The organism is Glycomyces sp. NPDC050141 (genome assembly GCF_055586545.1).
Genome location: NZ_JBVJHZ010000046.1, coordinates 1 through 25923, shown reverse-complemented (window position 1 = coordinate 25923; position 25923 = coordinate 1). Strand labels below are relative to the sequence as shown.

Here is a 25923-nt window from a genome sequence, read left to right as displayed (position 1 = left end):
CATTCACCATGAGGAACTCCAGTGAGCGCACAGCCCAACCCTTACATCGTCACGGTCAAGTACAGCACCGGACTCTCCGTCTTGAACATCGTCGTCGGCGGCCTCCTGCTGGTGCTCGGCACCCTGCCGCTCCTCGTCGGCCGCTTCAGCGTCTGGCTCATCCTCGGCCCGCTGCTGCTGATCATGGGCATCCTCTCGTTCACCCGCCCGTACGCCTCCTACGACACCGCGACCGGGGCCCTCGAACTGTTCCACCCCTTCGGGTACCGCATGCGCTCCTACGGCGCGCCCAAGGGCGAGCGGATCTACTTCGACCCGGCCAAGTCGAAGGTCATGCGCGCCCGCCAGAACGGCGGCCCCCGCAAAGTCAGCATGACCGGCATGAACCGCGACGACCTCGCCCGCCTCATCTCGGTACTCCCCCAGGCCTGACCCCCGGATACACGAGTCGGCCCGGGCGCGATGCGCCCGGGCCTTCGTCGTTGCGGGCTTTACGGTGCTAGGACGGCTCCGCTTGGGCGAGGAATCCGCTGAAGATGTACTGCAGCTGGTCGATGAACTCGATCCCGGTGGGCGTGTACCAGTCGGCGTGCTCAGTCCTGCACCCCACCGTCATCCCGTCTGAGGGAGCGGGAAGTTCTGTGGTGGAGATGTTCCAGGCCACGAGGGTGTACACCGCAATAATCAGTCCGATGCGGACCCAGAGGGGCAGCCTGCGCCGCTTGAACGGCGCCGCCATGGCGAACGCCGTGAGGATCAGGAGCGTTCCCGACTGCACTTTGCCGCCCCCGAGCAGGACGATGCCGATCAGTCCGGTGGCGGCGATGCCCGCCCACATCGCTGCCTTCTTGAAGGTCTCCATCGGGTCCGTCCTTTCGCCGCGGCCGGGAGGGACCCGGCCGGAGGGGACCAGTCCACCGCACGGACCGTTGCGCGGGCGTCAACGCAAACGGCGACGCTGCAGCAACCCGGCTGCGAGAGTGCGGCATTCGGCTTCGGCTTCGCTGCTCTCGGGCATCCTGAGCGGCGAGTCGCTATCCTGGGGTTCCCTTCCGCTCCTCGCCCATCGGAGTCGTGATGTCCTCCACCCCTGATACTTCCCCTTCGCCCGTGTCCCGCCAGGTCGTGATCCGGTTCGCCCGCCGGTGGTCGGTCGTCATGTGCGCCATGGGTATCGTGCTGCTGATTTGCGCGGCGCTGTCGCTGCTGATGCCGTTCGTGCCGACTATGGGGCCGTTCGCCATCGCGGGCCTCGCGTTCCTGGCGGGCGGCGTGCGATCGCTGTTCCGCCCGCGGTACCGGTACGACACCGAGACCAATGCCCTCACGGTCTTCATGGCAGTCGGCCCGGGCACCAAGGGCATCGGCGCCCCGAAAGGCGAGCGCGTCTACTTCGACGGCAGGCACATCATGCGTGAACTGCCGAACGGCGACCGCCGCAGGGTGAGCACCGTGGGCGCCAATAAAGACGACCTCGCGCGCCTCATCGCGGTGCTCCCCGGCCCGATCCGCCGGATCGAGTCGTAGCGTCCGGGGATCGCGGCGGCGATGCCTGCCAGCAGCATCACCAGCACCGGGATCAGGAACCAGTTCCCGAGGTAGCCGTAGACCGTCTCCACGTTGCCCGTGGGAACGTCGGCGACGGCCAGCCGCTCGTCTTCGGCGAGGACTTCACCTGAGGCGTCGCTGACGGTCATGAGGCCGATCTGTCCGGCCCGCACGAGTGAGAAGCCCTGCTCGACGCCTCGCGTGACGGCGACGCGACTGTGCCACCATCCGTCCACAGTGAAGTCCAGCGCCGGGGCGAGGACGAGTCCGGCGTCGTTGTCGCCGTATTCGGCGATGGTCGCAGTGTGGTCGAGGTCCTTGCAGATGGTGAGCGCCCAGCGCTGCTCGCCGACGAACTCGGGGCCGGTTGCGGAGGCGGTCATCCAGTCTTCGAGGCCGGGAATGAGGTGCTGCTTGTGGTACTCCCCCATGCTGGAGCCGTCGGCGGGAATCCATACGGCCGCATTGAACACGTCGTCGCCGTAGTCGAAGGCGACTCCCAACACCAGGTCGATGCCCGCTTCGGCGGCCAGCGCGGACCAGCGGTCGAGGTAGGGGCCGGACTCTTCCATCGTGAGGTGGAAGGTCTTCTCGGGCAGGACGAGCACGTCGATGTCGTCGCTGTCGCCGAGGCGGGTGATCTCGGCCCGGTAGTCGGCGAACAGCGCCTCGGCCTTGTCGGTGTCGATGCGGATGGAGTCCTCGTCGGTGGGGAGGGCGAGGGCGGCCGCGCGGATCGTGTCGCCCTGGTCGACGGGCCTGGCGAGTCCGAAGGCGAGGGTCGCGGCGAGGCACGCGGCCGCGGTGGCGGCGATGCCGATGCGGCCCTTGCGTTCCATGCCGGGGGCGAGGAGGGTCGCAGCGGCGGTCGGGACGGCCGTGAGCAGGAAGGTCAGGCCCCAGATGCCGGTCACTGCGACCAGTTGCAGCACTGCGGTGTTGTCGGCCTGGGTGTAGGCGAAGCTCCACCATTCGCCGCCGGCTTCGGCGTTGACGACCGAGCCGAGGTATTCGACGGCGACGACGCCGGAGGGCATGGCGAGGAAGGCGAACCAGTGGCGTCCGCGTCGGATCAGGGCCCGGTAGAGGAGGGTCACGGCGGTGTACATGCCGGTGAACATGACCGCCGAGACGATGAGGAACACGGCGGGCATCTCGAGGGATTCGGCGAGGTAGTACCAGATGCGGGCGGTGCCGCCGAGCCAGGCGAGTTCGGCCGCGAGGAGGGCGGTCCAGAAGCCGATGCGGGGCAGGACGAGCAGGAGCGGGACCGGCGCGGTCCACATGAGCCAGGAGACGGGGTCGAGGGCGAAGCCGAACGCGTACATGAGGGCGGTCGCGGCGGCGGCGCCGAGTGCCCAGGGCAGGGGTCGTTCAAGCGAGGATGCCATTGAGGAGCCTTTCGAGGGAGTCGTGGCACAGGTCGCGGAAGCCGTTGTCGTCCAGGGCGATGCGGCCGCCCTGATAGAGGGCGGCGAGGCCGTAGAGGTTGGCGGTGAGGGTGAGGCCGATCTTCCAGGAGTCGGCGGGGGCGAGGGTGCCGTTGTCGATGCCGGTGTCGATGATGCCGGTGAGCAGGCCGAAGAGGCGGGAGCGTCCGACGCTGAAGTCGCCGGGGAAGGTGCGGGCGCCTTCGCGGGGTTCGATGAACATGAACGCGAACTGGCGGGGGCGGTCGAGGGCGAGGTCGACGAGGTCGTCGACGGCGCCGTGGAGGGCTTCGACGGTGTCGGGCGGGATCGCCTTGCGGCTGAGGCGGTCGTGGACGTCGGTGAACATGTCGTCGGCGACGCGCGCGAGGAGGGCCTCGCGATTAGGGAAGTGGCGGTAGACGGCCATCGGGGACAGGCCGAGGGCGTCGCCGATCTTGCGCATGCTGACGGCGGCGCTGCCGCCTTCGGTGACCAGTTCCTTTGCGACGACGGCGATCCGGTCGGAAGTCGAACTCATGTTTACACCATACACAAGAATGTGTACGGCGTAAACGAAGGCCGGGCCTGAGCGCGATGCCCAGGCCCGGCCCGTGTTCGTTCCGGTCAGCTGCCGGCGAGGGCGGGTTCCTCCTCGGCGAGGTCGACGGTCTCGCGGAGCTGGACCGGGCTGAGGAACAGCGCGGCCACGAACCCGGCGGCGGCGATGCAGGCCGAGATCAGGAACAGGTGCCCGGTCGCGTCCCCGTAGGCGGCCCGCACGATCTCGGCGACCGGTTCGGGCATGGCGTCCAGGTTCAGGCTGGCGCTGCCGCCGGTCGCCTGGATGCCCAGGGCGGCAAGGCCGTCGGCGATCTTGTCGGCGACCTGGTTGGCGAGGACCGCGCCGAGGACCGAGACGCCGACCGTGCCGCCGAGCGAGCGGAAGAACGTGATCGCGCCGGAGGCGGCGCCGAGCTCGCGCAGCGGGACCGAGTTCTGGACCACGAGCACGAGGTTCTGCATGGACATGCCGACGCCGGTGCCGACGAGGAACATGCCGGCGCCCATGAACACCAGGTTCGTCTCGTGGTCGATCGTCGCGAGCATCGCGAACCCGCCGGTCAGGACCAGGGTCCCGGCGATGATGTACGGCTTCACCCGCCCGGTCTGGGAGACCAGGCATCCGGCGACGGCCGAGGCGACCATGACGCCGAACATCATCGGGATCGTCAGCAGGCCCGCCTCGGTGGGCGAGAAGCCGCGCGAGATCTGGAAGTACTGGCCGAGGAAGACCGCGCCGCCGAACATGGCCATGCCCACCGCGAGGCTCGCCACGGTGGCTAGGGCCGGGTCGCGGCGCTTGAGGACGTGCACCGGGACGACCGGTTCTCCCACTTTTGTCTCGACGACCACGGCCGCGCCGAGCAGGACCGCCGAACCGGCGACCATGGCGGCCGTCTGCCAGGAGATCCAGTCGAAGTCGTTGCCCACGAACGTGACCCACAGGAGCAGCAGGCTGACGCCCGCCGCAATGAGGGTCGCGCCGAGGTAGTCCACTTTGGCGTCGGTGCGCTTGGCCTCGGCGAGGTGCAGGGTCCGCGAGAGCATCGCGAACGCGGCAACGCAGATCGGGACAGCCAGGAAGAAGCACCACTGCCAGCCGAGCCAGTCGGTGTCGGTGATCGCGCCGCCCAGCAGCGGACCGCCCACAGTGGAGACGGCCATGACGCCGCCGAGGTAGCCGTTGTAGCGGCCGCGTTCCTTCGGGCTCACCATCGCGCCGATGATGACCTGCACGAGCACCTGCAGCGCGCCCATGCCCAGGCCCTGGACGGCGCGGAGGGCGATGAGCTGGCCCGTGTTCTCGACCAGGCCGCACAGGAGCGAGGCGGTCGCGAAGATGCCGATCGCCACCTGCAGCAGGCGCTTCTTGTCGAACAGGTCGGCGAGCTTGCCCCACACCGGCGTCGAGGCGGTGCTCGCCAGGAGGGTCGCCGTGACGACCCACGTGTACTGGGACTGCGTGCCTTCGAGGTCGCCCACGATCTGCGGGAGCGCGACGGAGACCACAGTGGAGGAGACCATGGCTGCGAACAGGACCATGAGCAGGCCCGAGAGCGCCCGGAGGACTTCGCGGTGGGTCATCGGCGCCGGAGCGGCGGTTGCGGCGGTCAAGAGACGGCCTCCTAGGGTGTTGCTGGAGGAGGGCCGGGGGTCGAAGGGCCCGGCGGCCGGAGACGTGAGCGACGCAGTGGAGTGAACGCTGCGTCTCTTATCTGACGCTAGCATTTAGTGAACGCATCGTTCACTACCGAAGGGATGCCCGGTGACCGATTCCACAGCGAGCCGCCGACGCGGCGGCGACCTCGAACGCGCCATCTTCGAGGCCGCGCTCGAGGAGTTGGCCGAGGTCGGCTACGCCAACCTGCGCATGGAGGCCATCGCCGCCCGCGCCAAGGCCGGCAAGGCGTCCCTGTACAAGCGCTGGCCCGACCGCGCGCACCTCGTCCGCGCCGCCGCCCGCTACAAGGCCACCGAGGTCGACACGGTCTTCGAACCCAGCGGCGACGTCAGGGCCGACATGGCACACGTCATGCGCCGCATCACCGAGAACCAGGCCGGTCCCGGAGGCGAGGCCATGCGCGGCTGGGTGGGCGAACTGCGCGCCACCGCCGAGCAGGAGGACGAGCGGCTGCGCGAAGCCATCGAGCAGCCCCGCATCCGGGTCTTCGCCAAGATTCTCGAGACCGGCATCGCGAACGGCACCGTACGGCCCGAGGCACTCCACCCCCGCATCGTGAACCTCGCGCCGAGCCTGCTCACCCAGCACTTCCTCATGAAGGGCCGCCCGGCTCCCGAGACGGTGATCGACGAGATCCTCGACCAGGTCGTCATGCCGCTCATCGCCGCCGCCCGGTTGGAGGAAACCTAGAAAATTCCGGTCCCAAACCGGGCGAAGGCCCGAGATCCGTTGTAGGGAACCGACAATCAGTGTCCGATTCGCCGAACCGGCGGTGGTGGAGGCCCCGGAGACTGGCCCCATGACCACCGCACCGAACACCACCGGCGGCGCCGCCAAGCACCGCATCGCCTGGATCACCGGGCCGCTCGCCGTCGCACTAGTCGCAATGAGCGTCTTCAACGACTACGTCGCGCCGATGGACGCGGCCTTCGGCGTCATCGCCTGCTTCGCCGCGCTCTGGGCGGCCGTCGCCACCGCGCTGTGCGCCGGGAACCGCGTCCTGAAGCGGACCGCGTGGATCATGGCGCCGGTCTGCTGGGTGCTCACCTTCTACGCCTGGTTCGGGTACATCTGGACCGGCTCGGACTGGTCTCTCGGCGAAGCGCTCGTGACCCCGATCTTCATCACGCTCTTGGCGATGCCCCCGGCATGGCTCCTGTTGGCCGTCTGGAAGCGCCCCCGCACCGGCTCGGGCTCGTTCCTCGCCGAGGCCGGCGCGCTCGTGGTCCTGGCGATGTCGCTGTTCGTCCTGACGCTCTACATCAGCGGCGCCGTCGACCCCGAGTCCCCCGCCGGATGGCTCGCGCTCGTCTACACCGCCGCGGCCGCCCTGCTGGCGCTCGCGGCCTGGCGGCGGCCCGCCCGACGGATCGCGTACGGATTCGGCGCAGTGCTGCTCGCCGCCATCGCGATCGGCAGCCCCTGGCTGTTCTACAGCGACGACCCGGACGCCGTCCCGCCCGGGTTCATGGGGATCGAGATATTCGCGCCCGGCGTGCTCGCCGTCGGCGCCGTGGCCGCAGCCCTCCAAGCCGCCTGGACCGCCCTGCGCAAGCGCCGTACCGGCGAGCCGGCCGAAGCAGAGCAGACGGCGAGCTGACGAAGCAGACCATGCGCGCAGCGCAAGCCGAAGGGCCGGACGGTTTCCCGTCCGGCCCTTCACCAGTCGAAGGTCAGCCCTTGACGCAGACGACCTGACGCAGCCGCGCCACGACCTCCACGAGGTCGGTCTGCGCCGCCATGACTTCCTCGATGTCCTTGTAGGCGCCCGGGATCTCGTCGAGAACCCCGGTGTCCTTGCGGCACTCCACGCCTTCGGTCTGGGCGATGAGGTCCTCGGCCGTGAAGCGCTTCTTCGCCGCGTTCCGGCTCATCTTCCGCCCCGCGCCGTGCGAGGCCGACTCGTACGCGTCCCCGTTCCCCAGCCCGCGCACGATGAAGCTCGAAGCGCCCATCGAACCGGGGATGATCCCCATGTCCCCCAGGCCCGCCCGGATCGCGCCCTTGCGGGTGACCAGCAGGTCCTGGCCGTCGTGGGTCTCCTCGGCCACGTAGTTGTGGTGCACCGAGATCTCGGGCTCGAAGCGGACCTTCGCGAACTTCTTCTTGACGACCTGTCGGAACAGCGCCATCATGATCGCCCGGTTGCGCCGCGCGTACTCCTGCGCCCAGAACAGGTCCCGCCGGTAGGCCTCCATCTGCGGGGTGTCCGAAACGAACACCGCCAGGTCGGGGTCGGGCAGGTTCGCGTTGTGCGGCAGTCCCTTCGCCTTCTCGATGTGGTGCTGCGCGAGGGCGTTGCCGACGTACCGGGAACCGGAGTGGAGCATCAGCCAGACCGCACCGTCATTAGATAGACATACTTCAATGAAGTGATTTCCGCCACCTAGCGTGCCGAGCTGCTTCATGGCCTTCGCCTCGGTCCGGCGCGCCACCTGCGGCGCCAGTTCGCCGAAGCCCGCCCAGAACTCGTGCCAGCCGTGCAGGCCCGTCTTGACGTGACCGGTGTCGACCGAGCTCTTGTGCATGGCCTGGCCGACCGGGATGGCCGCCTCGATCGCCGAGCGCAGCCGCCCGAGATCGTCGGGCAGGTCCTCGGCGGTGAGCGAGGTCCGCTGCGCGGTCATGCCGCAGCCGATGTCGACGCCGACCGCCGCCGGAGAGACCGCACCGCGCATGGCGATGACGGAACCGACGGTCGCGCCGATGCCGTAATGCACATCGGGCATGACGGCGACACCGTGGACCCACGGCAGCTTCGCGATGTTGTGGAGCTGGCCGAGCGCCTGCGGTTCGACCGCGTCGACGTCGCCCCACAGGCGGATCGGAGCCGCTTTGGACTTGAGGTCGGTGAAAGACATGGAAGGGCTCCTCTCAGAGGGGGCATTGTGGACAACCGGCGCCGAGTTGCGGGGTCAATAGTCCTACGTCGGAACGTGAAAGATCAACGCATTTATTGGAAGTGCTCTAGGAGAAGACGATCCAGTAGGTTGCGGCGGCGCTGAGGACTACGACCGGGTAGGCGATTCGGGAGCCCATGGTGAGCCAGCGCAGGCGGCGTTTGCGGCCCTTGGCGGCCCAGGAGGAGCCGACGAGGTCGACGACGAGGAGGCCCACGCAGATCAGGATGAAGAGGTAGTAGAGCCACTCGATGGCGACGGTGTAGCTGATCGCGGGGAGCACGCTCGTCACCGAGTTGAGCATGACGGCGGAGCTGAGGATGCCGGTGATGGCCATCGACACGCGCGAGGTGACGGCGTCGTAGCCGAGGAAGAGGGACACGTACGTGGCCATCACGAGCAGGCACAGCGGCAGGAGGTTCTTGACGAGGAAGCCGCCCACGTCGCGGCTGACCTCCATCTCCGCGACGAACTGGCTGTAGTGGATGCCGGAGCTGTCCAGTTCGGGGTCGCCGAGGTTCGCGGTGGTGCCGACGGTCTCGGAGTGGAAGAACAGGGTGTCCACATGCCAGTTGGGGATGCGGTCGATGGTGCTGCTGGAGTCGCCGGCGCTGGTGAGCCGCTCCTCCTGCGTCTGCTCGCGCACGGTGGCGTCGAGGACGTAGACGACGGCGCTGTCGGGCAGGGTGCGGTGCTGGAGCACGATCGGCAGGTGCTGCCGGTCGAAGGGGAAGGAGCGGAACTCGAGCTGTGCTTCGAAGACGCCTTCGACGTGGTAGAGCCGGTATTTGGTGTCGCCGACCTGTTTGGACTCCAGGGGTTCGCCGAGGCCGAGGTTCTTGTCGGCGGCGTTGGGGAACCAGACGTCGGTGACCTCGTCGCCGCCGGTGTAGGTGAACCACAGGAAGAGGTCGGCGGTGAACGTCCCGGACTGGGTGTTGAGGTCGCGGATCTCGTTGATGTTGAAGCCGGTGCTGACGATCTGGGTGGGGATGAGGACTTCCTGTTCGAACTCGACGGCTTCGCCCGCGGCGAGTTCGGCGGCGAGGTCCTGGCCGGAGGCGGGGTCGTAGGGGACGAGCTGGACGGGCGCGGAGACGGGCCTGGTGCCGTTGTAGACGCCAATGCGGACCGGGCGGACCAGGGTGCGGTCCTCGAAGTAGAGGGGGCCGGTGAGGCCTTCTGCGGCGGTCTCGGGGAGGGTCATGGCCTCCCAGGCGGCGCGGAGGCCGTCGCGGGCGGCGGGGGTGTCGTCGGGGTCGGTTCCGGCGAGCCCGGTGGCGATGAGGGTGACGGCGTCGCTGCCGGTGATGGCCGGCCAGTCGGGGACGTAGCCGTAGCGGCTCACGAAGGTCTGCACGAATTCGAGGGCGGCGCCGGTGAGGGAGTCGGTGAGCATGGGCGCGGTGGCGTAGACGGGCGCGGCGCGTTCGGTTTCGGTGGCGTCCTGGTCGACGAGGGCCTGGTGGATATCGGCGGTGAACGCCTCGGAGCTGAGCTTGTTGCCGCCGATGATCGGTTCGGTGACGCCCGCGGCGCGCAGGTCGGGGATGATCCGCTCGGCCGCGTCGGGGCGCAGGCCGAGGACGATGGCGCCGTGGTCGGGGTTCGCGGCGATCTGGGCGACGAGCGTGTCGATCGCGGCCGCGGTGCCGCTGCTGAGACCGGGGGTGTTGAGACTGGCGCTGTCGAGGGTGAGCGGCAGGTCGGTGACCTGGCCCCGGTAGGCGGAGGTGAAGCCCGCGCGTACGTCGCTGCCGTAGCCGTCGTCGCCCCAGACGACCGTCGCGCGGTCGAGGTCGAGGACGCTCGCGATGTAGGCGGCGAGGAACATGCCCTGCTGGCTGTCGTCGAAGATCCCCTGGAAGTACCAGGGCCGGTCGGCGGTGAGGGCGTCGCTGGTGACGACGGGGCTGATCACGGGGAGGCCGGCGTTGGCGTAGGCGCGGTAGGCGGCCATCGAGGCGGCGGTGCTGGTGTGGCCGATGACGGCGGCGATCCGGTCGTCGGCGGCGATGGTCTCGGCGTTGGCCTTGGCGCGCAGGGGGTCGTCGCCGTCGGCGTAGGCGAGGAGTTCGACGTGGCGGCCGTCGATCCCGCCTGCGGCGTTGACCTTGTCGACGGCGATGCGCACGCCGGGGAGGAGGTCGGATTCGACGTGGCTGTTCTGGCCCGAGTCGTCGATGTTCCCGGCGACGGCGATGTAGACCGGGTCGGTCCCGGTGCCGCGGCTGAGCAGCGCGAACGCGACCGCGCCGAGCGCGAGCAGGCACGCGGCGAGAAGCAGCGCGAACACCCGGTTGCGGCGTGCCGCCGCGTCCGCCGGTCTCGATGCCATGTGCGCTCCTCCTCCAGGTGCTCCCAATAGCAGTACTGGAATCGGCGCGGCGGTTCAGCGGTTTCGGGTTCTTCCCGCGGTTACTGGAGGGCTTCCACGAGGAGGTCGGTGAGGGCCTTCGCGTACTCGCCGTCGGGGTCGTAGTCGGGGTCGAAGACGGTGAGGTCCATGCCTGCGCACCGGTCGTCGGCGGCGCACGTGGTGATGATCTGGCTCAGTTCGCCGAGCGAGATCCCGCCGGGCGCGGGGCCGTCGACGGCGGGCATCACGGAGGGGTCGAGGACGTCGGTGTCGACGTGGAGCCAGAACGTCGCCACGTCGCCGAGGGAGTCCAGGGCCCACTCGGCGGAGCGGCCGACGCCGTTGGCGCGCAGCGCGGGCACGGTGCGCATGGCGACGCCGGAGGCTTCGAGCTCGACGCGGTGCGGGTCGTCCGCGCGCAGGCCGAGCACCACGAGGTGGTCGGTGTCGACGTACGGGCGCAGGCCGCCGATGTCGGTCAGGTCCGGTTGGCCGCGGCCGGTGGCGAGCGCCAGCTCCTCGGCGGCGGCCGCGCCCACGTACTGCGAGTTGCCGGGGTGCCGGAAGTCGGAGTGGGCGTCGATGAAGACCAGGCCGCGGTCCTGCCGGTCGCGTTCGGTGCGGCGCCGGGCCGCGAGCACCGTGCCGAGGAGGATCGAGCAGTCGCCGCCGAGGACGAGCGGGAAGCGCCGCTCCTGCCACAGCCGCTCGACCCGGTCGGCGAGGCGGCGGGTGTACTCGGCGATGGCCTTCGCCTGGCCGACGCCGTCGCCGGGCCGCCACTGGGACGCGTCGAAGCGGGGCGGGGTGAGGCATCCGGCGTCGACGGCGTTGAGCCGCGCGAGGAGCCGGTGGTCGCGCAGGGCGCCGGGGGCTTTCGCGCAGCCGGGCACGGTGCTGGGGGTGGGCGGGCGCAGCCCGAGGTTGGAGGGCGCGTCGAGGACCGCGATGCGTCTCGTCCGAGTCGCTGGCAACGCTCACCTCCCACACTGCACACCAGCTTGTCACAGCCGACCGCCCCGGCACCAGTTCCGGAGGTCCACCGAACGGCCGGACCTCCGCGCCACGGTGTGGCGCGGAGGTCCGTTTCGTCTTGCGGCGCTTGGTCTTAGAAGAGGACGGCGCTGAGTTTGCGGCGGGCCTTGGCGACCGCAGGGTCGTCGGTCCCGGCGACGGTGAACAGCTCGACGAGGCGCTTGCGCAGGCGCTCGCGGTCGTCGCCGAAGTTCTTGGCGACGAGCGCGATCAGCCGCTCGTAGGCGGCCTCGGCCTGCCCGGAGAGCAGTTGGAGGTCGGCGGCGGCGAGGGCCGCGTCGATGCTGTTCGGGTCGGCGTCGGCGATGGCGACGGCGTTGTCGGGCAGTGCCCCCACGCGCCGCAGCATCCGCACCTGCGCGAGCCCGGCCTCGGCCTCGCCGGACGCCGGGTGGTTCTTCAGGTACTTGTCGTACGCGGCCTCGGCGGCGTCCAGGTCGCCGTCGACCATGAGGTTCTCGGCGTTGGCGAGCTCGGGGTCGACCGGCTGCGGCACGTCGAGCCCGGCGGCCTGGGTGACGCGGCCGATCCACTGGCGCAGGCCCTGCTCGGACTGCGGGCCTTGGAGCAGGTCGAGCGGGCGGCCCTGCGCGAGCGCGACGACCGCGGGCAGCGACTGCAGCTGGAGGGCGGCGGCGAGCTGCTGGTTCTGCAGCACGTCGGCCTTCGCGAGCACCCACGCGCCCCCGGCCTCGGCCGCGAGGCGCTGCAGGACGTCCCGCACCTGGAGGCTCTCGGGCACCTGGTCGGCCCAGAACGCGACGACGACCAGCGCGTCGAGGGAGCGTTCGAGCACCTCGGTCTGGACGGTCGCGTCGGTGACGTCGATCGCGAGGACGCCCCCGCTGGGGAGGCCGCCCTGCTGGGCCTGCGCGGCCTGCTGCTGGGCGGCGGCCGCGAGGGTGCTGAGGTCGACGCCTCCGGAGAATCGTGACGGTACCTGGTCGCTCATGGTGCTGATTGTTCCATTCTCATCGTGGCCGGGGAGCGGGGGCCGGGTGCGGTGTGGAGTTCGCGGCGCGGGGGTGGCTGCGGGCTCCCGGCGAGTCGGTATCCGAGTCCGTTTGTTCGCTCGCAAGGCGGAAGGCCCTCCCGATACCGGTGTTGTATCGGGAGGGCCGACAACGCAGCGAGCGGGCAAACGGGCCGGATAGCGGCCGTCGGGAGCCCGCAGCCACCCCCGAGGGGAATAAGCGGGCTCAGCGGCGCCCGGCGGCCTCGTCGCGGCCCTTGCAGGCGAGGCGGTCGGCGCGCTCGTTGCCCGGGTCGCCCGCGTGGCCCTTGACCCAGCGCCAGTCGACCGTGTGGCGGGCGGCCGCCTCGTCGAGGCGGCGCCACAGGTCGGCGTTCTTCACCGGCTCCTTCTTGGAGTTGATCCAGCCGTTGCGCTTCCAGCCGTTCATCCACGACGTGATGCCGTTGCGCACGTACGAGGAGTCGGTGTAGAGCACGACGTCCATGGGGCGCTTGAGGGTCTCCAGGGCCTGGATGGCGGCCATGAGCTCCATGCGGTTGTTCGTGGTGCCCTTCTCGGAGCCGTACAGCTCCTTCTCGTGCCCGCCCCACTGGTAGTAGACCCCCCAGCCCCCCGGGCCGGGGTTGCCGGAGCACGCCCCGTCGGTGTAGATGACGGCGGTGTCCGCGTTCGCGTCCGGTTTCGGCATGCCCGCCAGCTTAGTCGGCGAGCGCCGTCACGGCCTCGATGGCCAGCAGGACGCCGATCACGAGGAACAGCCCGGAGGAGACGTAGCGGATCACCTTCTCGGGGATGCGCTTGGCGACCCAGGCCCCCGCGAACACGGCGAGGAGGTCGGCGGCGAGCATCCCGGCGGTGCCGCCGATCCACACGCCCCACGGGTTGTAGCTGGAGCCCATGCCCATCGCGATGATCATGGTCTTGTCGCCGAACTCGGCGAGGAACATGGCGGTGACGACGGTGAGCAGGCCGGTGCGGCGCTCCTTGATCGGGCCCTCTTCCTCGTCGCCGCCGCTCTCGGGTTTGAGGCCCCACAGGCCGAAGCCGATGAACATGACGGCCGCGGCGAGGCGGATCCAGTCGGTGGGCAGGAGGTTCCCGGCGGCGGCGCCGACGCCCACGGAGAGGCCGATGAGCGCGCCGATGGCGATGAGGAGGCCGAGGATGACCGTGCGCATCCGGTACTTCGTGGCGAACGTCAGGGCCATGAGCTGGCTCTTGTCCCCCATCTCGCCGACGAAGACGGCGCCGAAGGCGATGCCTGCGGCGATGAGCAATGCGTCCATTGAGGGTGATCCTCCCAGTGTTCACGCCGGGAGGAGGGCAGTCGCGAACCTCGACCCGGCCGTACGGCCTTGGTCGAAGGTCTCGCTCGCCCCGGAAGCCGAGGCCGTGCGGCCGGGCTCGAGAGCCAGTATGTCGACCGCAGCGTTGGGAGCTACTCCCCTTCTGCGCTGGCAACTATACGCGCGGACCCGTCGTGTTCACGACGGGTCCGGCCGGTGTTGGAGCAAAGTCACGATGCGAGCGAGGCGGTCTCCTTGGCGGCCTGCGGCTCCCGGTCCTTGAAGAGACGGCGGAGGGTGAGCGGCCCGGCGAAGGCGGCGAACGCTGCCAGGACCGTGGGGACGAGGAGCCCGGCCGTGATGCTCGTGGCCTCGGCGATGTAGCCGATCGCAGCCGGGCCGATGAGGAGCCCGGTCGAGCCGGACATGGAGATGAGGGCGACGTTCGAGGGCGTCCCTCCGGCTTCGCCGATGGCGCTGAACAGGACCGGGACGATGATGGCGATGCCGCTCCCGGCGAGGAGCCAGCCGGCCCAGGCGAGGGGGAGACCGCCGACTGCGCCTCCGAAAGACGTGCCCGAGACAAGGACGAGGACGTATCCGGCGGTGGCCGTGGTTCCGGCCCACAGGAGCGTGGTGCCGGGGCCGAGCTTCGCGCGGATGGGGTCGCCGAAGAGCCGGAAGACGGTCATGGCGACAGCGAAGACGGTGTAGGAGAGGGGCGCGAGGGCGTCGTCCGCTTCGAGGACGTTGGCGGCGTGGAGGTTCGCCCAGTCGATCGCGCCGGACTCGATGAGGTGCCCACCGAGGCCGAGCACGAACAGCGCGGCGAGGAGCAGCGCGCCGATGCGGCGGACGGGGGCTCCGCTGCTGCCGCCGGAGTTGTCTCGACCCGGGGGCGGCAGCAGCGGACGTGTGAAGGCGGCCATGGCGACCGCGCTGATGAGGGCCAGGGCGATGAGGACGGTCTGGCCGCCGAAGCCGATGCCGAGGGCGACGGCGGTGGCGGCGCCCGCGAGGGCGCTGCCGAGGCTCCACAGGCCGTGGAAAGCGGAGATGATGGGGCGCCCGTAGCGCTGTTCGAGCTCGACCGAGTGGGCGTTGATGCCGACCTCGATGAAGCCGACGCCGACGCCGTAGAGGGCCGCGCAGGCGAGGAGCGACGTGTAGTTCGGGGCGAGTGCGGGGGCGATGAGCACGAGCTGCGTGGCGGGCGCGGTCCACAGGAGCAGTTTCCGGCTGGTCACGCGGTCGGCGATGCGGCCCGCGAGGACCATCGAGCCGAGGCCGACGAGCTGGATGAGCAGGAGCGCGGTGCCGAGCCTCGCTTCGCCGAGGCCGAGGCGGGCGTCGATGCCGGGCAGCGAGGCGGCCCAGGCGCCCATGACGAAGCCGGAGGTGGCGAAGGCGCCGTGCAGCCCGATGCGGGCGCGGCGCAGGGCGGGCGGGTACTGGGGTTTCGTTGCGGTGGGCACAGCGGGGTCCTCGCGGTCGGGGGCGGCTCTTTTGTTCTCGATAAGAACATAACAAGGCTCAGGCGTGATCGTCAAGGATTATGTTCAAGCTGTGCACAAACATTTCCGGGCGGCTGGCATAATCCCTGCATGCCCCAGACGATGACCAGCGCCGACCTCCGCGTCCACAACCAGGTCCGGCTGCTGCGCGCCGTCCACGACGCCGCAGAGCCGTTCACCAGGGCCGAGGCCGCCCGGCTGCTCGGCATCGGCCGCAACACCGCCGCCGCGCTCGTCGGCGAACTCGAACAGGTCCGCCTCCTCCACGAGGTCCCCGCCGAAAGCGGCGCACGCGGGCGGCCCACGACCCTCCTCGTCCCGCATCCCGAAGGGCCCGTGGCGTTTGCGGTGGACTTTCGGGAGGACACGTGGACGCTCGCCTCAGTCGGGCTCGGCGGCGCGATCACCGAGCTCGAGACCGGCGAGCACGACCGCACCCCGAACGTCTTCACGCAGATCCGCGCCGCCGTCGCGCGGCACGAGACGCCGCGCCTGGCGATGCTCGGTTTCGCGACCTCCGGCCCGATCCGCGACGGCCACCGGCTGCACATCTCGCACCTCGGCTGGGGCGAGGTGGAACTCAACGACGTCATCGGCGACGACTGGCCCCCCACGGTGATCGACAACGACGCACGACTCGCCGGGCTCGCCGAATCCCGGCGGGGCGCGTTGCGCGGCATGGGAACCGCGCTGCACTTCCACATCGACTTCGACATCGGCGGCACCCTCCTCCTTGCGGGCGACGCGCAGCGCGGCGGGCACAACATCGCCGGGGAGTTCGGGCACATGCCGCTCACCGGGTCCGCACTGGAGTGCATGTGCGGGGTGCGCGGCTGCTGGAGCCTCGACGTGGGCGCGAACGCGCTCGTGCGGCGGTTCGGGAAGGAGCCGGGTTTCGGCACCGGACGCGAACTGGCGCAAGAGATACTGCGCCGCGCGGAAGCCGGGGAACCTGAGGCGGCGGCGGCCCTGGACGACAACGCGGCCGCGCTCGGCAAAGGCCTCGGGGCGCTCGCGAACGCCCTCGACCCGGAGGCGATCAGCCTGTCGGGGATGGGCGTGGACCTGATCCGGTTGCGGCGCGGGCTGATCGAGGATCATTGCCGCGAAGGCCTGATGGCGTTCCGCCGCGACGAGCCGCCGAAGATCGTGCCGGGCACCGTGGGCGAAGCGGGTCCGCTGACGGGCGCCGCCGAGATCGCCTGGGACGCGATCGTGCGAGCGGAGTGGGTGAAGGACCGCCTGGGAAGCCGAAGCTGAGCGGGGCACGAAGGCTGGGCTGACTCGAGGCCGCGCGAAACGCCGGGGGTGCGGGCAGCCTTCCGAGACCGAAGAAGTCTCAGCTCATCACTTGCTCTTTTCAGGAAACTTCGTACTCTGAAGCCGTTGGGGCGCAGAGCGGGAGACGAACATGACCAAGCGAGCAGAGAACTCGAGAACAATGGTCCGGTTCGTCGTTGTCTGGCTTGCCCTCGCCGGGATCGGAACTATCCTCCTCTTGGCCGGCCTCTACCACTTCGAGCACCCCAAGGTTGATTGCGTCCCCTCCGAGCAGGTCTCGTGTCATGAGGTTTCAGCTGGCGGACAATACGGACGCGAAGTCTCCCTCGACGAACAGCTGAGTGATGCCAAGGGCGAAGCCATCCTCTGCTTCATCGTGCCGGGAGCCGCAATCCTCGCGGTAGTGGTGTTGCCGCTGCTCTCGTTCATCTGGCTGGCGATCGCAACGCTGCCGTCAATGCTGCGGCGGCGCTGACCGAGTCGACAGAACCGCAAGGGCGGAACGGTAGGCCCGTCCCGCCCTCTACGGTCTGCTAGCGGATCGCCGACCGATTCGCTTGCTGCGCTTGCTAGATGCCGCCCTCGAGGTGGTGGTAGACCTGGTTCCAGCGGAGTTCCTGCTTGAACTCGCGGGCGTTGGTGCCCTCGCCGATCACGACCAGTTCGAGGCCGGAGATCTCGGCGAAGTCCTCCAGGACCTCGCGGCCGAACGCCTGCGTGAACGAGGTGTGGTGCGGCCCGCCCGCGGTGAGCCAGGACTCGGCCGAGGTCTGGAGGTCCGGCAGGGGCTCCCACACGGCCCGCGCCACCGGCAGGTTCGGCAGGTCCTCGTCGGGCTCGACCGTGTTGACCTCGTTGGCCACCAAGCGGAGGCGCGTGCCGAGGTCCATCATGCCCACGCAGATCGCCGGGCCGGGCGGGGCGGTGAAGACCAGGCGGACCGGGTCCTCCTTGCCGCCGATGCCGAGCGGGTGGATCTCCGCCTTCGGCTTCTCAGAGGCGATCGTCGGGCAGACCTCGAGCATGTGCGCGCCGAGGATCTGCGGCGACTCCGCGCCCAGGTTGTAGGTGTAGTCCTCCATGAAGGACGTGCCGCCCTCCAGGCCCGTGGCCATGACCTTCATGAGGCGCACCAGGATCGAGGTCTTCCAGTCGCCCTCACCGCCGAAGCCGTAGCCGTCGGCCATGAGGCGCTGCACCGCGATGCCCGGGAGCTGCTTGAGCGCGCCCAGGTCCTCGAAGGTGTCCGTGAACGCCTTCGCGCCGTGCTCCTCCAGGACCGAGCGCAGGGCCAGCTCGATGCGGGCCGCGTCGCGCAGCGACTCGTGGCGGTCGCCGCCCTCGCGCAGCTCCGGCACCACGTCGTAGTCGGCCTCGTAGACCTTGACGAGGTCGTCGACGGCCTTGTCCTCGATGGACGCGACGCGCTCGACGAGCTCGTTCACGCCGTACGTGTTGACCTCGACGCCAAGCTTGATCTGCGCCTCGGTCTTGTCGCCCTCGGTGACGCCGACGTAGCGCATGTTGTCGCCGAAGCGGACCAGCTTGAGGTTCTGGGCCTCGTTCCAGCCCAGCGCGGCGCGGGACCAGTTGCCCACGCGCTCCTGGACCTGCGGGTCGGCCCAGTGGCCCACGACGGTCTTGCGGCGGTGGCGCATGCGGGTGAGCATGTACCCGAACTCGCGGTCGCCGTGGGCGGCCTGGTTCAGGTTCATGAAGTCCATGTCGATGTCGGCCCACGGCAGGTCGCGGTTGTGCTGCGTGTGCAGGTGCAGCAGCGGCTTCTGGAGCACGCCGAGCCCGGAGATCCACATCTTCGAGGGCGAGAACGTGTGCATCCACGCGATCACGCCGATGCACGAGTCCGAGGCGTTGGCCTCCAGCAGCACCTTCCGGATCTCGTCCGGGGTGGTCAGCACCGGCTTCGCGACGACCTTGACCGGGATCGCGGCCGCACCGTCGAGCCCGGCGACGATGTCGGCCGAGTTCTGGGCGACCTGCTCGATGGCCTCGGGGCCGTACAGGTGCTGGCTGCCGGTGACGAACCAGAGTTCTTTAGTCATTGCTTTACTGCTCCTTGGAGGACGGCTGCTGGCCGTAGACGTTCTGGTAGCGGTCGTAGAGCTTGTCGATGTCCGCCTGCGGGATCGGGACCGGCTCGCCGAGCTGGCGCGAGATGTGGACGGTGCGCGCCACGTCCTCGGCCATGACGGCGGCCTTCACGGCGGACTTCGGGTCCTTGCCGATCGTGAACACGCCGTGGTTCTGCATGATCACGGCCGGGGAGCGGTGCCCCCGCAGGGTCTCGACGATGCCCTTGCCGATCGCGTCGGAGCCGATGCGCGCGAACGGGCCCAGCGGGATCTCCCCGCCGAACTCGTCGGCCATCGCCGTGATGACGCACGGGATCGGCTCGGCGCGCGCGGCCCACGCGGTCGCGTACGGGCTGTGCGTGTGGACCACGCCGCCGACCTCGGGCATCTCCTGGTAGACCACGTTGTGGCTCTCAGCGTCCGAGGAGGGCGCGAGGTCGCCGTCGAGGATGTTGCCCTCCAGGTCGGTCACGACCATGAGCTCGGGCTTCATGTCGTCGTAGGAGACGCCGCTCGGCTTGATGACGATGAGGTCGGTGCCCGGGACGCGGCCCGAGACGTTCCCGCTCGTCCAGGTCACCAGGCCCCAGCGCAGGAGTTCGGCGTGCAGGTTGCACACCTTGACCTTCATCTCCTCGACGGCCGCAGTCGTCTTGAACGTCATTTCGTTGCCTCCGTGGCGATCTTGTGCAGCGTGTGCAGTGCGCGGGAGCCGCCGCGGCCGAAGTGGTCGTGCAGCTCCTCGTAGACGGCGTACAGCTCGTCGTAGGCGTCGGCGCGGGCCTCGTCGGGGACGTAGGCGTTGCGCTCGACCTTGCCCATGGCCTCGGCGGCCGCGACGATGTCCGGGTAGGCGCCCGCCGCGACGGCGGCGTGGATCGCCGAGCCCAGGGCCGGGCCCTGCTGGGAGGTGAGGACCGTGATCGGCATGCGCAGCACGTCCGAGTAGGTCTGCATGAGCCACTTGTTCTTCAGCAGGCCGCCCGCGGCGACGAACTCGTTGATCGGGACGCCCGCCTTGACGAGGGTCTGGACGATCATGCGGGTGCCGAACGCGGTCGCCTCGACCAGCGCCCGGTAGATGTCCTCGGGCTTGGACTGCAGGCCCAGGCCGAGGATGACGCCGTGCAGGTCGTGGTCGACCAGGACGGAGCGGTTCCCCGAGTGCCAGTCGAGCGCGACGAGGCCGTGCTGGCCGACGGCCTGGCCCTCGGCGAGCTCGGTCAGGTACTGGTGGATCGAGATGCCGCGCTTGTCGGCCTCGGCGGTGTACTCGCCGGGGACGCCGTTCTTGGTGAACCACGCGAAGATGTCGCCCACACCGGACTGCCCGGCCTCGTAGCCCCACAGGCCCTTGGTGATGCCGTCGCGGACCACGCCGCACATGCCCGGGGCCTCGGTCAGGTTCTCGCCGTTGACGACGTGGCAGGTGCTGGTGCCCATGATGGCGACCATCTGGCCGGGGCCGACGGCCTTCGCGGAGGCGGCGGTGACGTGCGCGTCGACGTTCCCGGCGGCGATCACAGTGCCCGCGTTCAGGCCCGTCCACTCGGCGGCCTGCGCGGTGAGCTCGCCCGCCTTGTCGCCCAGGGGAAGCAGCGGGTGCTCCATCTTGGCGTTGAAGTCGGCGAAGTCGGGGTTGAGCGCGGCCAGGTACTCGCGGGAGGGACGCTCGCCGTCCTGCACGATGCCCTTGTAACCGGCGGTGCAGGAGTTGCGGGTCTCCTGGCCGCACAGCTGCCACACGATCCAGTCGGCCGCTTCGATCCAGCGCTCGGCGCGGTCGTAGACCTCGCGGTCCTCCTCCAGGAGCTGGAGGCCCTTGGCGTAGGCCCACTCCGAGGAGATCTTGCCGCCGTAGCGGGGCAGCCAGGACTCGCCGCGCTCGGCGGCGACGGCGTTGATGCGGTCGGCCTGGCCCTGCGCGGCGTGGTGCTTCCACAGCTTCGGCCACGCGTGCGGGCGGTCGCTGAACTCGTCCAGCTCGCACAGCGGCGTGCCGTCGGCGGTGGTCGGGAGGATCGTGCACGCGGTGAAGTCGGTCGCGATGCCCACGACCTGGTCGGGGCTCACACCGGCGGCGGCAATCGCGGCGGGCACGGCGTTGCGGAGCACGTCGACCCAGTCCTTGGGCGACTGGAGCGCCCAGCTGCGGCCGAGGCGGACGCCGGAGCCCGGCAAGGCCTCCTCGATGGCGCCGTGCTCGTACACGTGCTCGGCACTGGCCAGCTCGCGGCCGTCGGCTACCGAAGCGACGACGACCCGGCCTGACAGGGTGCCGAAGTCGATCCCGATAGCAACGGCACCGTTGTCGCTGCCAGTCATTGCGCCTCCTTGGGGGTGCTCGTTTTCGACTCGTTCGTCGAGGTGCTCAAGTAAAAAGTGATCGCTCACATCCTGCTGCTCCGCCCCTGGAGGGCGGCGTATGCACAGAGTTGGATCCCCAACAACCTAACGCATTCACACGTTCGGTACCAGCAGTGGTCCGACGATCGGGACCCCGAACCGGAAATACCGGATCGATTCCGGCGCCTCCCAACCGCAACCCCACCCCCGAATGTGACCGACATCGCCACCGCACAGAAATGTCGTACCCATGCGTCAGGGTTTAGACCGGGGGCCCATCATTGTCCGTTTTGCGAAGACTCTCCGCTCACGTTTCGCGGCGGGGCGTGGCCCGCCGCTCCCGTCGCCTCAGTCGCGCGTGAGACTCAACGATGCGTGAGTCGCCGCATCGCCTTCCTGCGACGCTTCTCTACGACGAACGCCGCCGCGCCGAAGGCGTGCTTCGCCGCCCTCCAGCGCTTGCGCGCGGCCTTGCGCGTCGCCTTGCGGCGCCGCTCGGTCGCCTTGATCGCCTCCCGCGCCGCGTCGCGCGCGGCCTTCGACGACCGGCGCTGGTCGCGGATGAGGTGCGCCCCGAAGACCGCCGCCGTCGTCGCGCCAGCCGCCGCGATCGCCACCGTCAGCGGGTGGCGCCGCACCGGCGCGAACGGCCCGTGCGCATGCGCCGCATCGGGATCGAGCCCGAGCTTCGCCCGCAGCTCCAGCACCGCGTCGTTGACCCGCTCTCGGGTCCGCGCGGCGTCCCGCTCCAAGTCCGCAGTGGACTTGTGCCGGTCCGCCTCGGCGTCCTGCTTCGCCCACTCGCGCTGCCGCGCAAGGTTCTCCTCGACCTCGGGCCGCTCGTCCTCCGGCCGGTAGGGCATCCCCACCGCCGGGGGCGGCGCGAGCCCGGCGCCGGGCGGGAGGGCCGCACTCGGCGGCACCGTCCAACCGGTCATCGCTCCATCCTCCCTCGCAGGGCCCGGACGTCCTCCCGGGCGTGCTCCATCGTCTCGTCGGGCACCGGCGGCAGGGCCGAGCGCAGCTTGGCGCGCCCCACCAGCGCAAAGATTCCCGCAACCGCGAAGAGCGCCACGCCGGTCGCGATCGCGGCCAGCCACGCCGGCCACACCAGCGCGAGCGCGATGCCCGCCGCGAGGGCCAGCGCCGCCCCGCCGTAGAACGCGATGACGCCGGCGACCGCGAACATGCCGCCGCCGACCGCGCCGCGTTTGGCCTTGTCGCCGATCTCGCGTGCGGCCAGTGCGGCTTCGACGCGCGCCAGGTGCGCCACCTGGGACGTCAGGTCGCCGACGATCTGGCCGACCGAGCGGTCCTGTTCGTCCCAGTCGTGGCGGCCCCTGCCGCGGCGGGTCCGCTCATGGGCGCCGTGGTCGGTGTCGGCCCGTTCGGCGTGTTCCCGCGCGGCGGCGCGGGCCCGGGCCTCGGGGTCGTGTCGGACCTCCATGTCCTCACCTCTCTCCGTCTCGGGTCGGTGTCCGGTTTCGACCGGGTGGGGTGGGGTTCGGGTTCCCTGTTCGGGTCGGGGGAAACCCGGGGGTGCGGCTGGCGGGGGCGGCGCATACTTCGGCGGCGCCGGGGTAGCCCTCTCCGGCAAGCCGGGCTTGCGGGGACACCCGCCGCCTGGCGCGGTTCGTAGAGGGCTCCGCGCCGGGTCGGCGGCGCACCTGGACGGCGCTGCGGGAATCCGTCCCGCAGTGCCGTTCTGCCGGGCGCGGTCAGGCCGCGCCGCGGCCCGTCTCGCCGAAGTCGCCTTCGCCGCGCGCTTCGCTCTGCTTGGGGAGCTTGGCGTGCAGGAACAGTCCGAGGACGATCATGCCGAGGCCGAGCGCCAGGTGCAGCCAGTCGTCGGCGGTGTTGGCGGGCAGGAAGTTGCCCGCGTGCTGGTCGCCGACGGGGAAGCCGTACATGCCGAGCAGCAGGTACACGACGCCGCCGCCGATGAGGTACCAGCGGGCGGTCCGGACGGTCCAGGCCAGGAAGAGGCCGAGCACGCCGAAGGCGAGGTGGACCAGGTTGTGCAGCACGGAGACTTGGAAGATGCCGAGGAGTTCGGCCCCCGAGTCGGACCCTGAGAAGGTCATGCTGTCGAAGTCCGTGGTGATGCCCGGCAGGAATCCGAGTACGCCGACGAGCACGAACACGAGGCCCACTCCTGCCGCACCGTCCTGGATGGCGGTGGTGCGGCGGCGTTCGGCCGCCCACCAGTGGTGTCCGCTGGCGGGCATCGAGTGCGAGTTCATCGTTCCTCCCCCTTCACTCGAGCGCGCCGCCCGCCCGCCTATGGGCATCCTCAGGCGGAGCGGCGCGCCGCGGAGTCCTTGCGGACCCGCATGGTTCGGGTACCCGGGAGGGCCGCTGCGACACCCGGTTTCGGGCGGGTGGACGCGGGTAGTCCTGAGCTTCCAGGCCGCCGACACGAGGAGGAGCCGTGGGCGTCGTCGAGGCCCGTACCGGGGATATCGCCGAGCTCGGCCAGCAGTTGCGGGTGGACGCGGTGCGCGCGTCGGCCCGGGCGGGTTCGGGGCATCCGACGTCGTCGATGTCGGCGGCGGATCTGATGGCGGGGCTGTTGGCGGGGCATCTGCGCTACGACTTCGAGCATCCGCACCTGCCGGGGAACGACCGGCTGGTGTTCTCGAAGGGGCATGCGTCGCCGCTGCTGTACGCGATGCTGCACGCGGCGGGCGTGATCGACGAGGAGCATCTGCTGACGTACCGGCGGCTCGGTTCGGATCTGGAGGGGCATCCGACGCCGCGGCTGCCGTGGGTGGACGTGGCGACGGGGTCGCTGGGGCAGGGGCTGCCGATCGGGGTGGGGATGGCGCTGGGTGCGCGCCTGTCGGGTTCGCCTGCGCGCGTGTGGGTGCTGTGCGGTGACGGGGAGGTCGCGGAGGGCTCGATGTGGGAGGCGTTCGCGGCGGCCGCGGATTTCGGGTTGGGGAACCTGTGCGCGATCGTGGACGTGAACCGGCTGGGTCAGACGGGGCCGACCCGGTACGGGTGGGACACGGGGGCTTATGCGGCGCAGATCGGCGGGTTCGGCTGGCACACGGTGGAGATCGACGGGCACGATCCGGCGGCGATCGACCGGGCGTACGCGGAGGCGGAGCACCAGGACCGGCCGACGGCGATCCTCGCGCGGACCCGCAAGGGCAAGGGGGTCGCGGCCGCGGAGGACAAGGAGGGGCTGCACGGGAGGCCGCTCGACGAGTCGGAGAAGGCGGTGGTGGAGCTCGGGGGCGTGCGGGAGGCGCGTGTGAGCGTGCATCCGCCGCGGTCGTCGGAGCCGAGGCGGTCGGTGCCGTCGCGGCAGCTCGTGCGGCCGTCGTTCCCGGTGGGGGGCGCGGTGGCGACGAGGGACGGTTTCGGTGCGGCGCTGGTGGCTTTGGGGGAGGCGAACCCGGACGTGGTGGTCGTCGACGGCGAGGTGGCCGATTCGACGCGGACGGCGGCGTTCAGGAAGGCGTTCCCGAACCGGTTCTTCGAGTGCTATATCGCGGAGCAGCTGATGATCGGTGCGGCGGTGGGGCTGCAGTCGCAGGGGTGGATTCCGTACGCGTCGACGTTCGCGGCGTTCCTGACGCGCGCGCACGACTTCCTGCGGATGGCCGCGATCGGCGGCGCGGACCTGCGCGTGGTCGGTTCGCACGCGGGCGTGTCGATCGGGGCGGACGGGCCGAGCCAGATGGGCTTGGAGGACATGGCGATGTTCCGGGCGCTGTGGCGCAGCGTGGTGCTGTACCCGTGCGACGCGAACCAGTGCGCGCATCTGACGGCGACGATGGCGGACCTGCCGGGCATCAGCTACCTGCGGACGACGCGCGCGGCGACGCCGGTGATCTACCGCAGTGACGAGTTGTTCCCGGTGGGCGGCAGCCGGACCCTGGTCGCTTCGCCGCATGACAGGGCGGTGATCGTCGCGGCCGGTATCACCGTGTCGGAGAGCCTGAGTGCGGCCGAGCGGCTGGCCGACGAGGGCATCCCGGTGCGGGTGATCGACGCGTACTCGGTGAAGCCGCTGGATGCGGCGGCGATCCGGCAGGCGGCCGCGGATACGGGCCGGGTGCTCACGGTCGAGGACCACTGGCCGGTCGGGGGCCTGGGGGACGCGGTCTTGGACGCGGTGGCGGGGCAGATCCCTGACGTGCGGTTCCACAAACTGGCGGTGCGCGGCATGCCCGGTTCGGCGGGGCCGGCCGAGCAGCTGGCGGCGGCGGGGATCGACGCGGCGGCGATCGTGCGGGCCGCGCAGCGGCTCGTGGCCTGACAAATCCGGAGAACCCGCAAAACGCCGCATCGGACAGCGACGCGAACGATACTCGTGTCAACGGCTCAACGAACGGAGACGACCAGCATGGCAACCGCACGCGATCTCATGCACACCGGATGCACCTGCGTCAAAAGCAACGACACGGCCGCGAACGCGGCCCGGATGATGGCCGAGATGGACGTCGGCTCGATGCCGATCTGCGGCGCGGACGACGACAAGCTCCACGGCATGGTCACCGACAGGGACCTGGTCCTGCATGTCATGGCGAAAGGCCACGACGCCGAGACCTACACGGTGGACCAGCTGCCGCAGCGCCACCTGATCCTCGCCAACGCGAACGAGGACGTCGACATCACGATGGCCAAGATGAAGGAGCACCACATCTCCCGGCTGCCGGTGATCGACAACCACCGTCTCGTCGGCATCATCACGCTCGCGGACATCGCCAACCGGATGCCGGAAACGGCCACCGGCGAGGTCCTGAGCTCCATCAAGGCCTGACCCGGACAGGGAGTCCTTGGGAAGCATGACCACAGGGGGTGGAAGCGGGGGGGGGGGGGGGGGGGGGGGGGGGGGGGGGGGGGGGCCCCCCCCCCCCCCCCCCGCCCCCCCTCCCCCCCCCCCCAGCGCGGGGACGGCCTCCGTCCCCTCCCCCTCT

Annotated in this window: 24 protein-coding genes; 7 read left to right on the top strand and 17 right to left on the bottom strand. The window is 70.2% G+C overall.

What is annotated here, in order from left to right:
- The first annotated feature begins 21 nt into the window (after nt 1–21).
- Nucleotides 22–432 carry a hypothetical protein gene (locus ACZ60M_RS22090; protein WP_465420859.1) on the top strand — a complete coding sequence of 137 codons (411 nt, stop codon included), beginning with the start codon at nt 22–24 and terminating at the stop codon, nt 430–432.
- A gap of 67 nt (nt 433–499) precedes the next feature.
- Here the strand turns inward: ACZ60M_RS22090 and ACZ60M_RS22085 are convergent, their stop codons facing one another.
- The 4 genes from ACZ60M_RS22085 to ACZ60M_RS22070 all read right to left on the bottom strand — a co-directional run bounded on the left by ACZ60M_RS22085 (nt 500) and on the right by ACZ60M_RS22070 (nt 5105).
- The gene (locus ACZ60M_RS22085) at nt 500–862 is read right to left on the bottom strand and encodes a hypothetical protein (RefSeq protein ID WP_465420858.1); all 363 of its coding nucleotides are present in this window, start codon (nt 860–862) and stop codon (nt 500–502) included.
- Nucleotides 863–1388: 526 nt separating this feature from the next.
- The gene (locus ACZ60M_RS22080; protein WP_465420856.1) at nt 1389–2939 is read right to left on the bottom strand and encodes a nitrilase-related carbon-nitrogen hydrolase; all 1551 of its coding nucleotides are present in this window, start codon (nt 2937–2939) and stop codon (nt 1389–1391) included.
- Nucleotides 2923–3498: a TetR/AcrR family transcriptional regulator gene (locus tag ACZ60M_RS22075; protein WP_465420854.1), complete on the bottom strand. Its 576-nt coding sequence runs from the start codon at nt 3496–3498 to the stop codon at nt 2923–2925. The genes ACZ60M_RS22080 and ACZ60M_RS22075 overlap by 17 nt, the downstream gene beginning before the upstream one ends.
- An 86-nt stretch (nt 3499–3584) precedes the next feature.
- Nucleotides 3585–5105: an MDR family MFS transporter gene (locus ACZ60M_RS22070; protein WP_465420886.1), complete on the bottom strand. Its 1521-nt coding sequence runs from the start codon at nt 5103–5105 to the stop codon at nt 3585–3587.
- A gap of 181 nt (nt 5106–5286) precedes the next feature.
- Here ACZ60M_RS22070 and ACZ60M_RS22065 point away from each other — a divergent pair, with 181 nt between their 5' ends.
- Nucleotides 5287–5892: a TetR/AcrR family transcriptional regulator gene (locus ACZ60M_RS22065; RefSeq protein ID WP_465420852.1), complete on the top strand. Its 606-nt coding sequence runs from the start codon at nt 5287–5289 to the stop codon at nt 5890–5892.
- A 109-nt stretch (nt 5893–6001) separates the two neighbouring features.
- The gene (locus ACZ60M_RS22060; RefSeq protein WP_465420850.1) at nt 6002–6802 is read left to right on the top strand and encodes a hypothetical protein; all 801 of its coding nucleotides are present in this window, start codon (nt 6002–6004) and stop codon (nt 6800–6802) included.
- Between the two features lie 73 nt (nt 6803–6875).
- On the opposite strand, the gene ACZ60M_RS22055 is transcribed toward ACZ60M_RS22060, so the two are convergent.
- The 7 genes from ACZ60M_RS22055 to ACZ60M_RS22025 all read right to left on the bottom strand — a co-directional run bounded on the left by ACZ60M_RS22055 (nt 6876) and on the right by ACZ60M_RS22025 (nt 15233).
- Nucleotides 6876–8063 carry an RtcB family protein gene (locus ACZ60M_RS22055; RefSeq protein WP_465420848.1) on the bottom strand — a complete coding sequence of 396 codons (1188 nt, stop codon included), beginning with the start codon at nt 8061–8063 and terminating at the stop codon, nt 6876–6878.
- A 106-nt stretch (nt 8064–8169) separates the two neighbouring features.
- The gene (locus ACZ60M_RS22050; RefSeq protein WP_465420847.1) at nt 8170–10440 is read right to left on the bottom strand and encodes an ABC transporter substrate-binding protein; all 2271 of its coding nucleotides are present in this window, start codon (nt 10438–10440) and stop codon (nt 8170–8172) included.
- Nucleotides 10441–10520: 80 nt separating this feature from the next.
- Nucleotides 10521–11435, bottom strand: a complete 915-nt coding sequence (locus tag ACZ60M_RS22045; RefSeq protein WP_465420845.1) for an arginase family protein — start codon at nt 11433–11435, stop codon at nt 10521–10523.
- 134 nt (nt 11436–11569) lie between these two features.
- A complete protein-coding gene (locus ACZ60M_RS22040) occupies nt 11570–12448 on the bottom strand; it encodes a tetratricopeptide repeat protein (RefSeq protein WP_465420843.1) in 879 nt (292 codons plus the stop codon).
- Between the two features lie 247 nt (nt 12449–12695).
- On the bottom strand, nt 12696–13160 hold the full coding sequence (gene rnhA / locus ACZ60M_RS22035; RefSeq protein ID WP_465420842.1) for a ribonuclease HI: 465 nt from the start codon (nt 13158–13160) through the stop codon (nt 12696–12698).
- Between the two features lie 10 nt (nt 13161–13170).
- Complete coding sequence (locus ACZ60M_RS22030; protein ID WP_465420841.1) at nt 13171–13758, bottom strand: TMEM165/GDT1 family protein; 588 nt, start codon at nt 13756–13758, stop codon at nt 13171–13173.
- A 230-nt stretch (nt 13759–13988) separates the two neighbouring features.
- Entirely contained in the window at nt 13989–15233 is a 1245-nt protein-coding gene (locus ACZ60M_RS22025; RefSeq protein WP_465420839.1) for an MFS transporter, read from the bottom strand.
- 129 nt (nt 15234–15362) lie between these two features.
- Between ACZ60M_RS22025 and ACZ60M_RS22020 the strand changes: the two genes are divergently transcribed.
- Complete coding sequence (locus tag ACZ60M_RS22020; protein WP_465420837.1) at nt 15363–16532, top strand: ROK family transcriptional regulator; 1170 nt, start codon at nt 15363–15365, stop codon at nt 16530–16532.
- A 151-nt stretch (nt 16533–16683) separates the two neighbouring features.
- Nucleotides 16684–17028 carry a hypothetical protein gene (locus tag ACZ60M_RS22015; RefSeq protein ID WP_465420835.1) on the top strand — a complete coding sequence of 115 codons (345 nt, stop codon included), beginning with the start codon at nt 16684–16686 and terminating at the stop codon, nt 17026–17028.
- 94 nt (nt 17029–17122) lie between these two features.
- Here the strand turns inward: ACZ60M_RS22015 and araA are convergent, their stop codons facing one another.
- The 6 genes from araA to ACZ60M_RS21985 all read right to left on the bottom strand — a co-directional run bounded on the left by araA (nt 17123) and on the right by ACZ60M_RS21985 (nt 23220).
- Nucleotides 17123–18616 (bottom strand): L-arabinose isomerase, encoded by a 1494-nt coding sequence (gene araA, locus ACZ60M_RS22010; RefSeq protein ID WP_465420833.1) that lies wholly within the window; start codon nt 18614–18616, stop codon nt 17123–17125.
- A 4-nt stretch (nt 18617–18620) separates the two neighbouring features.
- Nucleotides 18621–19310, bottom strand: coding sequence for an L-ribulose-5-phosphate 4-epimerase (locus tag ACZ60M_RS22005; RefSeq protein ID WP_465420832.1), 690 nt, complete (start codon nt 19308–19310; stop codon nt 18621–18623).
- A complete protein-coding gene (gene araB, locus ACZ60M_RS22000) occupies nt 19307–20971 on the bottom strand; it encodes a ribulokinase (protein WP_465420830.1) in 1665 nt (554 codons plus the stop codon). The genes ACZ60M_RS22005 and araB overlap by 4 nt, the downstream gene beginning before the upstream one ends.
- A 386-nt stretch (nt 20972–21357) precedes the next feature.
- Complete coding sequence (locus ACZ60M_RS21995) at nt 21358–21930, bottom strand: hypothetical protein (protein ID WP_465420828.1); 573 nt, start codon at nt 21928–21930, stop codon at nt 21358–21360.
- Nucleotides 21927–22439 (bottom strand): phage holin family protein, encoded by a 513-nt coding sequence (locus ACZ60M_RS21990; protein ID WP_465420826.1) that lies wholly within the window; start codon nt 22437–22439, stop codon nt 21927–21929. The genes ACZ60M_RS21995 and ACZ60M_RS21990 overlap by 4 nt, the downstream gene beginning before the upstream one ends.
- Before the next feature lie 271 nt (nt 22440–22710).
- The gene (locus ACZ60M_RS21985) at nt 22711–23220 is read right to left on the bottom strand and encodes a DUF4383 domain-containing protein (RefSeq protein ID WP_465420885.1); all 510 of its coding nucleotides are present in this window, start codon (nt 23218–23220) and stop codon (nt 22711–22713) included.
- Nucleotides 23221–23423: 203 nt separating this feature from the next.
- On the opposite strand from ACZ60M_RS21985, the gene ACZ60M_RS21980 reads away from it, so the two are divergent.
- Together ACZ60M_RS21980 and ACZ60M_RS21975 are read left to right on the top strand one after the other, a co-directional pair.
- Nucleotides 23424–25262 (top strand): transketolase, encoded by a 1839-nt coding sequence (locus ACZ60M_RS21980; RefSeq protein ID WP_465420824.1) that lies wholly within the window; start codon nt 23424–23426, stop codon nt 25260–25262.
- Between the two features lie 87 nt (nt 25263–25349).
- Nucleotides 25350–25766 (top strand): CBS domain-containing protein, encoded by a 417-nt coding sequence (locus tag ACZ60M_RS21975; protein ID WP_465420822.1) that lies wholly within the window; start codon nt 25350–25352, stop codon nt 25764–25766.
- The last annotated feature ends 157 nt before the right edge of the window (nt 25767–25923 follow it).

Coding starts and splice junctions, on each gene's coding strand:
- ACZ60M_RS22005 (WP_465420832.1), bottom strand. CDS start 19,310: ATGACGTTCAAGACGACTGCGGCCGTCGAGGAGATGAAGGTCAAGGTG.
- ACZ60M_RS22050 (WP_465420847.1), bottom strand. CDS start 10,440: ATGGCATCGAGACCGGCGGACGCGGCGGCACGCCGCAACCGGGTGTTC.
- araB (WP_465420830.1), bottom strand. CDS start 20,971: ATGACTGGCAGCGACAACGGTGCCGTTGCTATCGGGATCGACTTCGGC.
- ACZ60M_RS22055 (WP_465420848.1), bottom strand. CDS start 8,063: ATGTCTTTCACCGACCTCAAGTCCAAAGCGGCTCCGATCCGCCTGTGG.
- ACZ60M_RS22030 (WP_465420841.1), bottom strand. CDS start 13,758: ATGGACGCATTGCTCATCGCCGCAGGCATCGCCTTCGGCGCCGTCTTC.
- ACZ60M_RS22075 (WP_465420854.1), bottom strand. CDS start 3,498: ATGAGTTCGACTTCCGACCGGATCGCCGTCGTCGCAAAGGAACTGGTC.
- ACZ60M_RS22015 (WP_465420835.1), top strand. CDS start 16,684: ATGACCAAGCGAGCAGAGAACTCGAGAACAATGGTCCGGTTCGTCGTT.
- ACZ60M_RS22070 (WP_465420886.1), bottom strand. CDS start 5,105: ATGACCCACCGCGAAGTCCTCCGGGCGCTCTCGGGCCTGCTCATGGTC.
- ACZ60M_RS21995 (WP_465420828.1), bottom strand. CDS start 21,930: ATGACCGGTTGGACGGTGCCGCCGAGTGCGGCCCTCCCGCCCGGCGCC.
- ACZ60M_RS21985 (WP_465420885.1), bottom strand. CDS start 23,220: ATGCCCGCCAGCGGACACCACTGGTGGGCGGCCGAACGCCGCCGCACC.
- ACZ60M_RS22040 (WP_465420843.1), bottom strand. CDS start 12,448: ATGAGCGACCAGGTACCGTCACGATTCTCCGGAGGCGTCGACCTCAGC.
- ACZ60M_RS22085 (WP_465420858.1), bottom strand. CDS start 862: ATGGAGACCTTCAAGAAGGCAGCGATGTGGGCGGGCATCGCCGCCACC.
- ACZ60M_RS21990 (WP_465420826.1), bottom strand. CDS start 22,439: ATGGAGGTCCGACACGACCCCGAGGCCCGGGCCCGCGCCGCCGCGCGG.
- rnhA (WP_465420842.1), bottom strand. CDS start 13,160: ATGCCGAAACCGGACGCGAACGCGGACACCGCCGTCATCTACACCGAC.
- ACZ60M_RS21975 (WP_465420822.1), top strand. CDS start 25,350: ATGGCAACCGCACGCGATCTCATGCACACCGGATGCACCTGCGTCAAA.
- araA (WP_465420833.1), bottom strand. CDS start 18,616: ATGACTAAAGAACTCTGGTTCGTCACCGGCAGCCAGCACCTGTACGGC.
- ACZ60M_RS22080 (WP_465420856.1), bottom strand. CDS start 2,939: ATGGCATCCTCGCTTGAACGACCCCTGCCCTGGGCACTCGGCGCCGCC.
- ACZ60M_RS22060 (WP_465420850.1), top strand. CDS start 6,002: ATGACCACCGCACCGAACACCACCGGCGGCGCCGCCAAGCACCGCATC.
- ACZ60M_RS22020 (WP_465420837.1), top strand. CDS start 15,363: ATGCCCCAGACGATGACCAGCGCCGACCTCCGCGTCCACAACCAGGTC.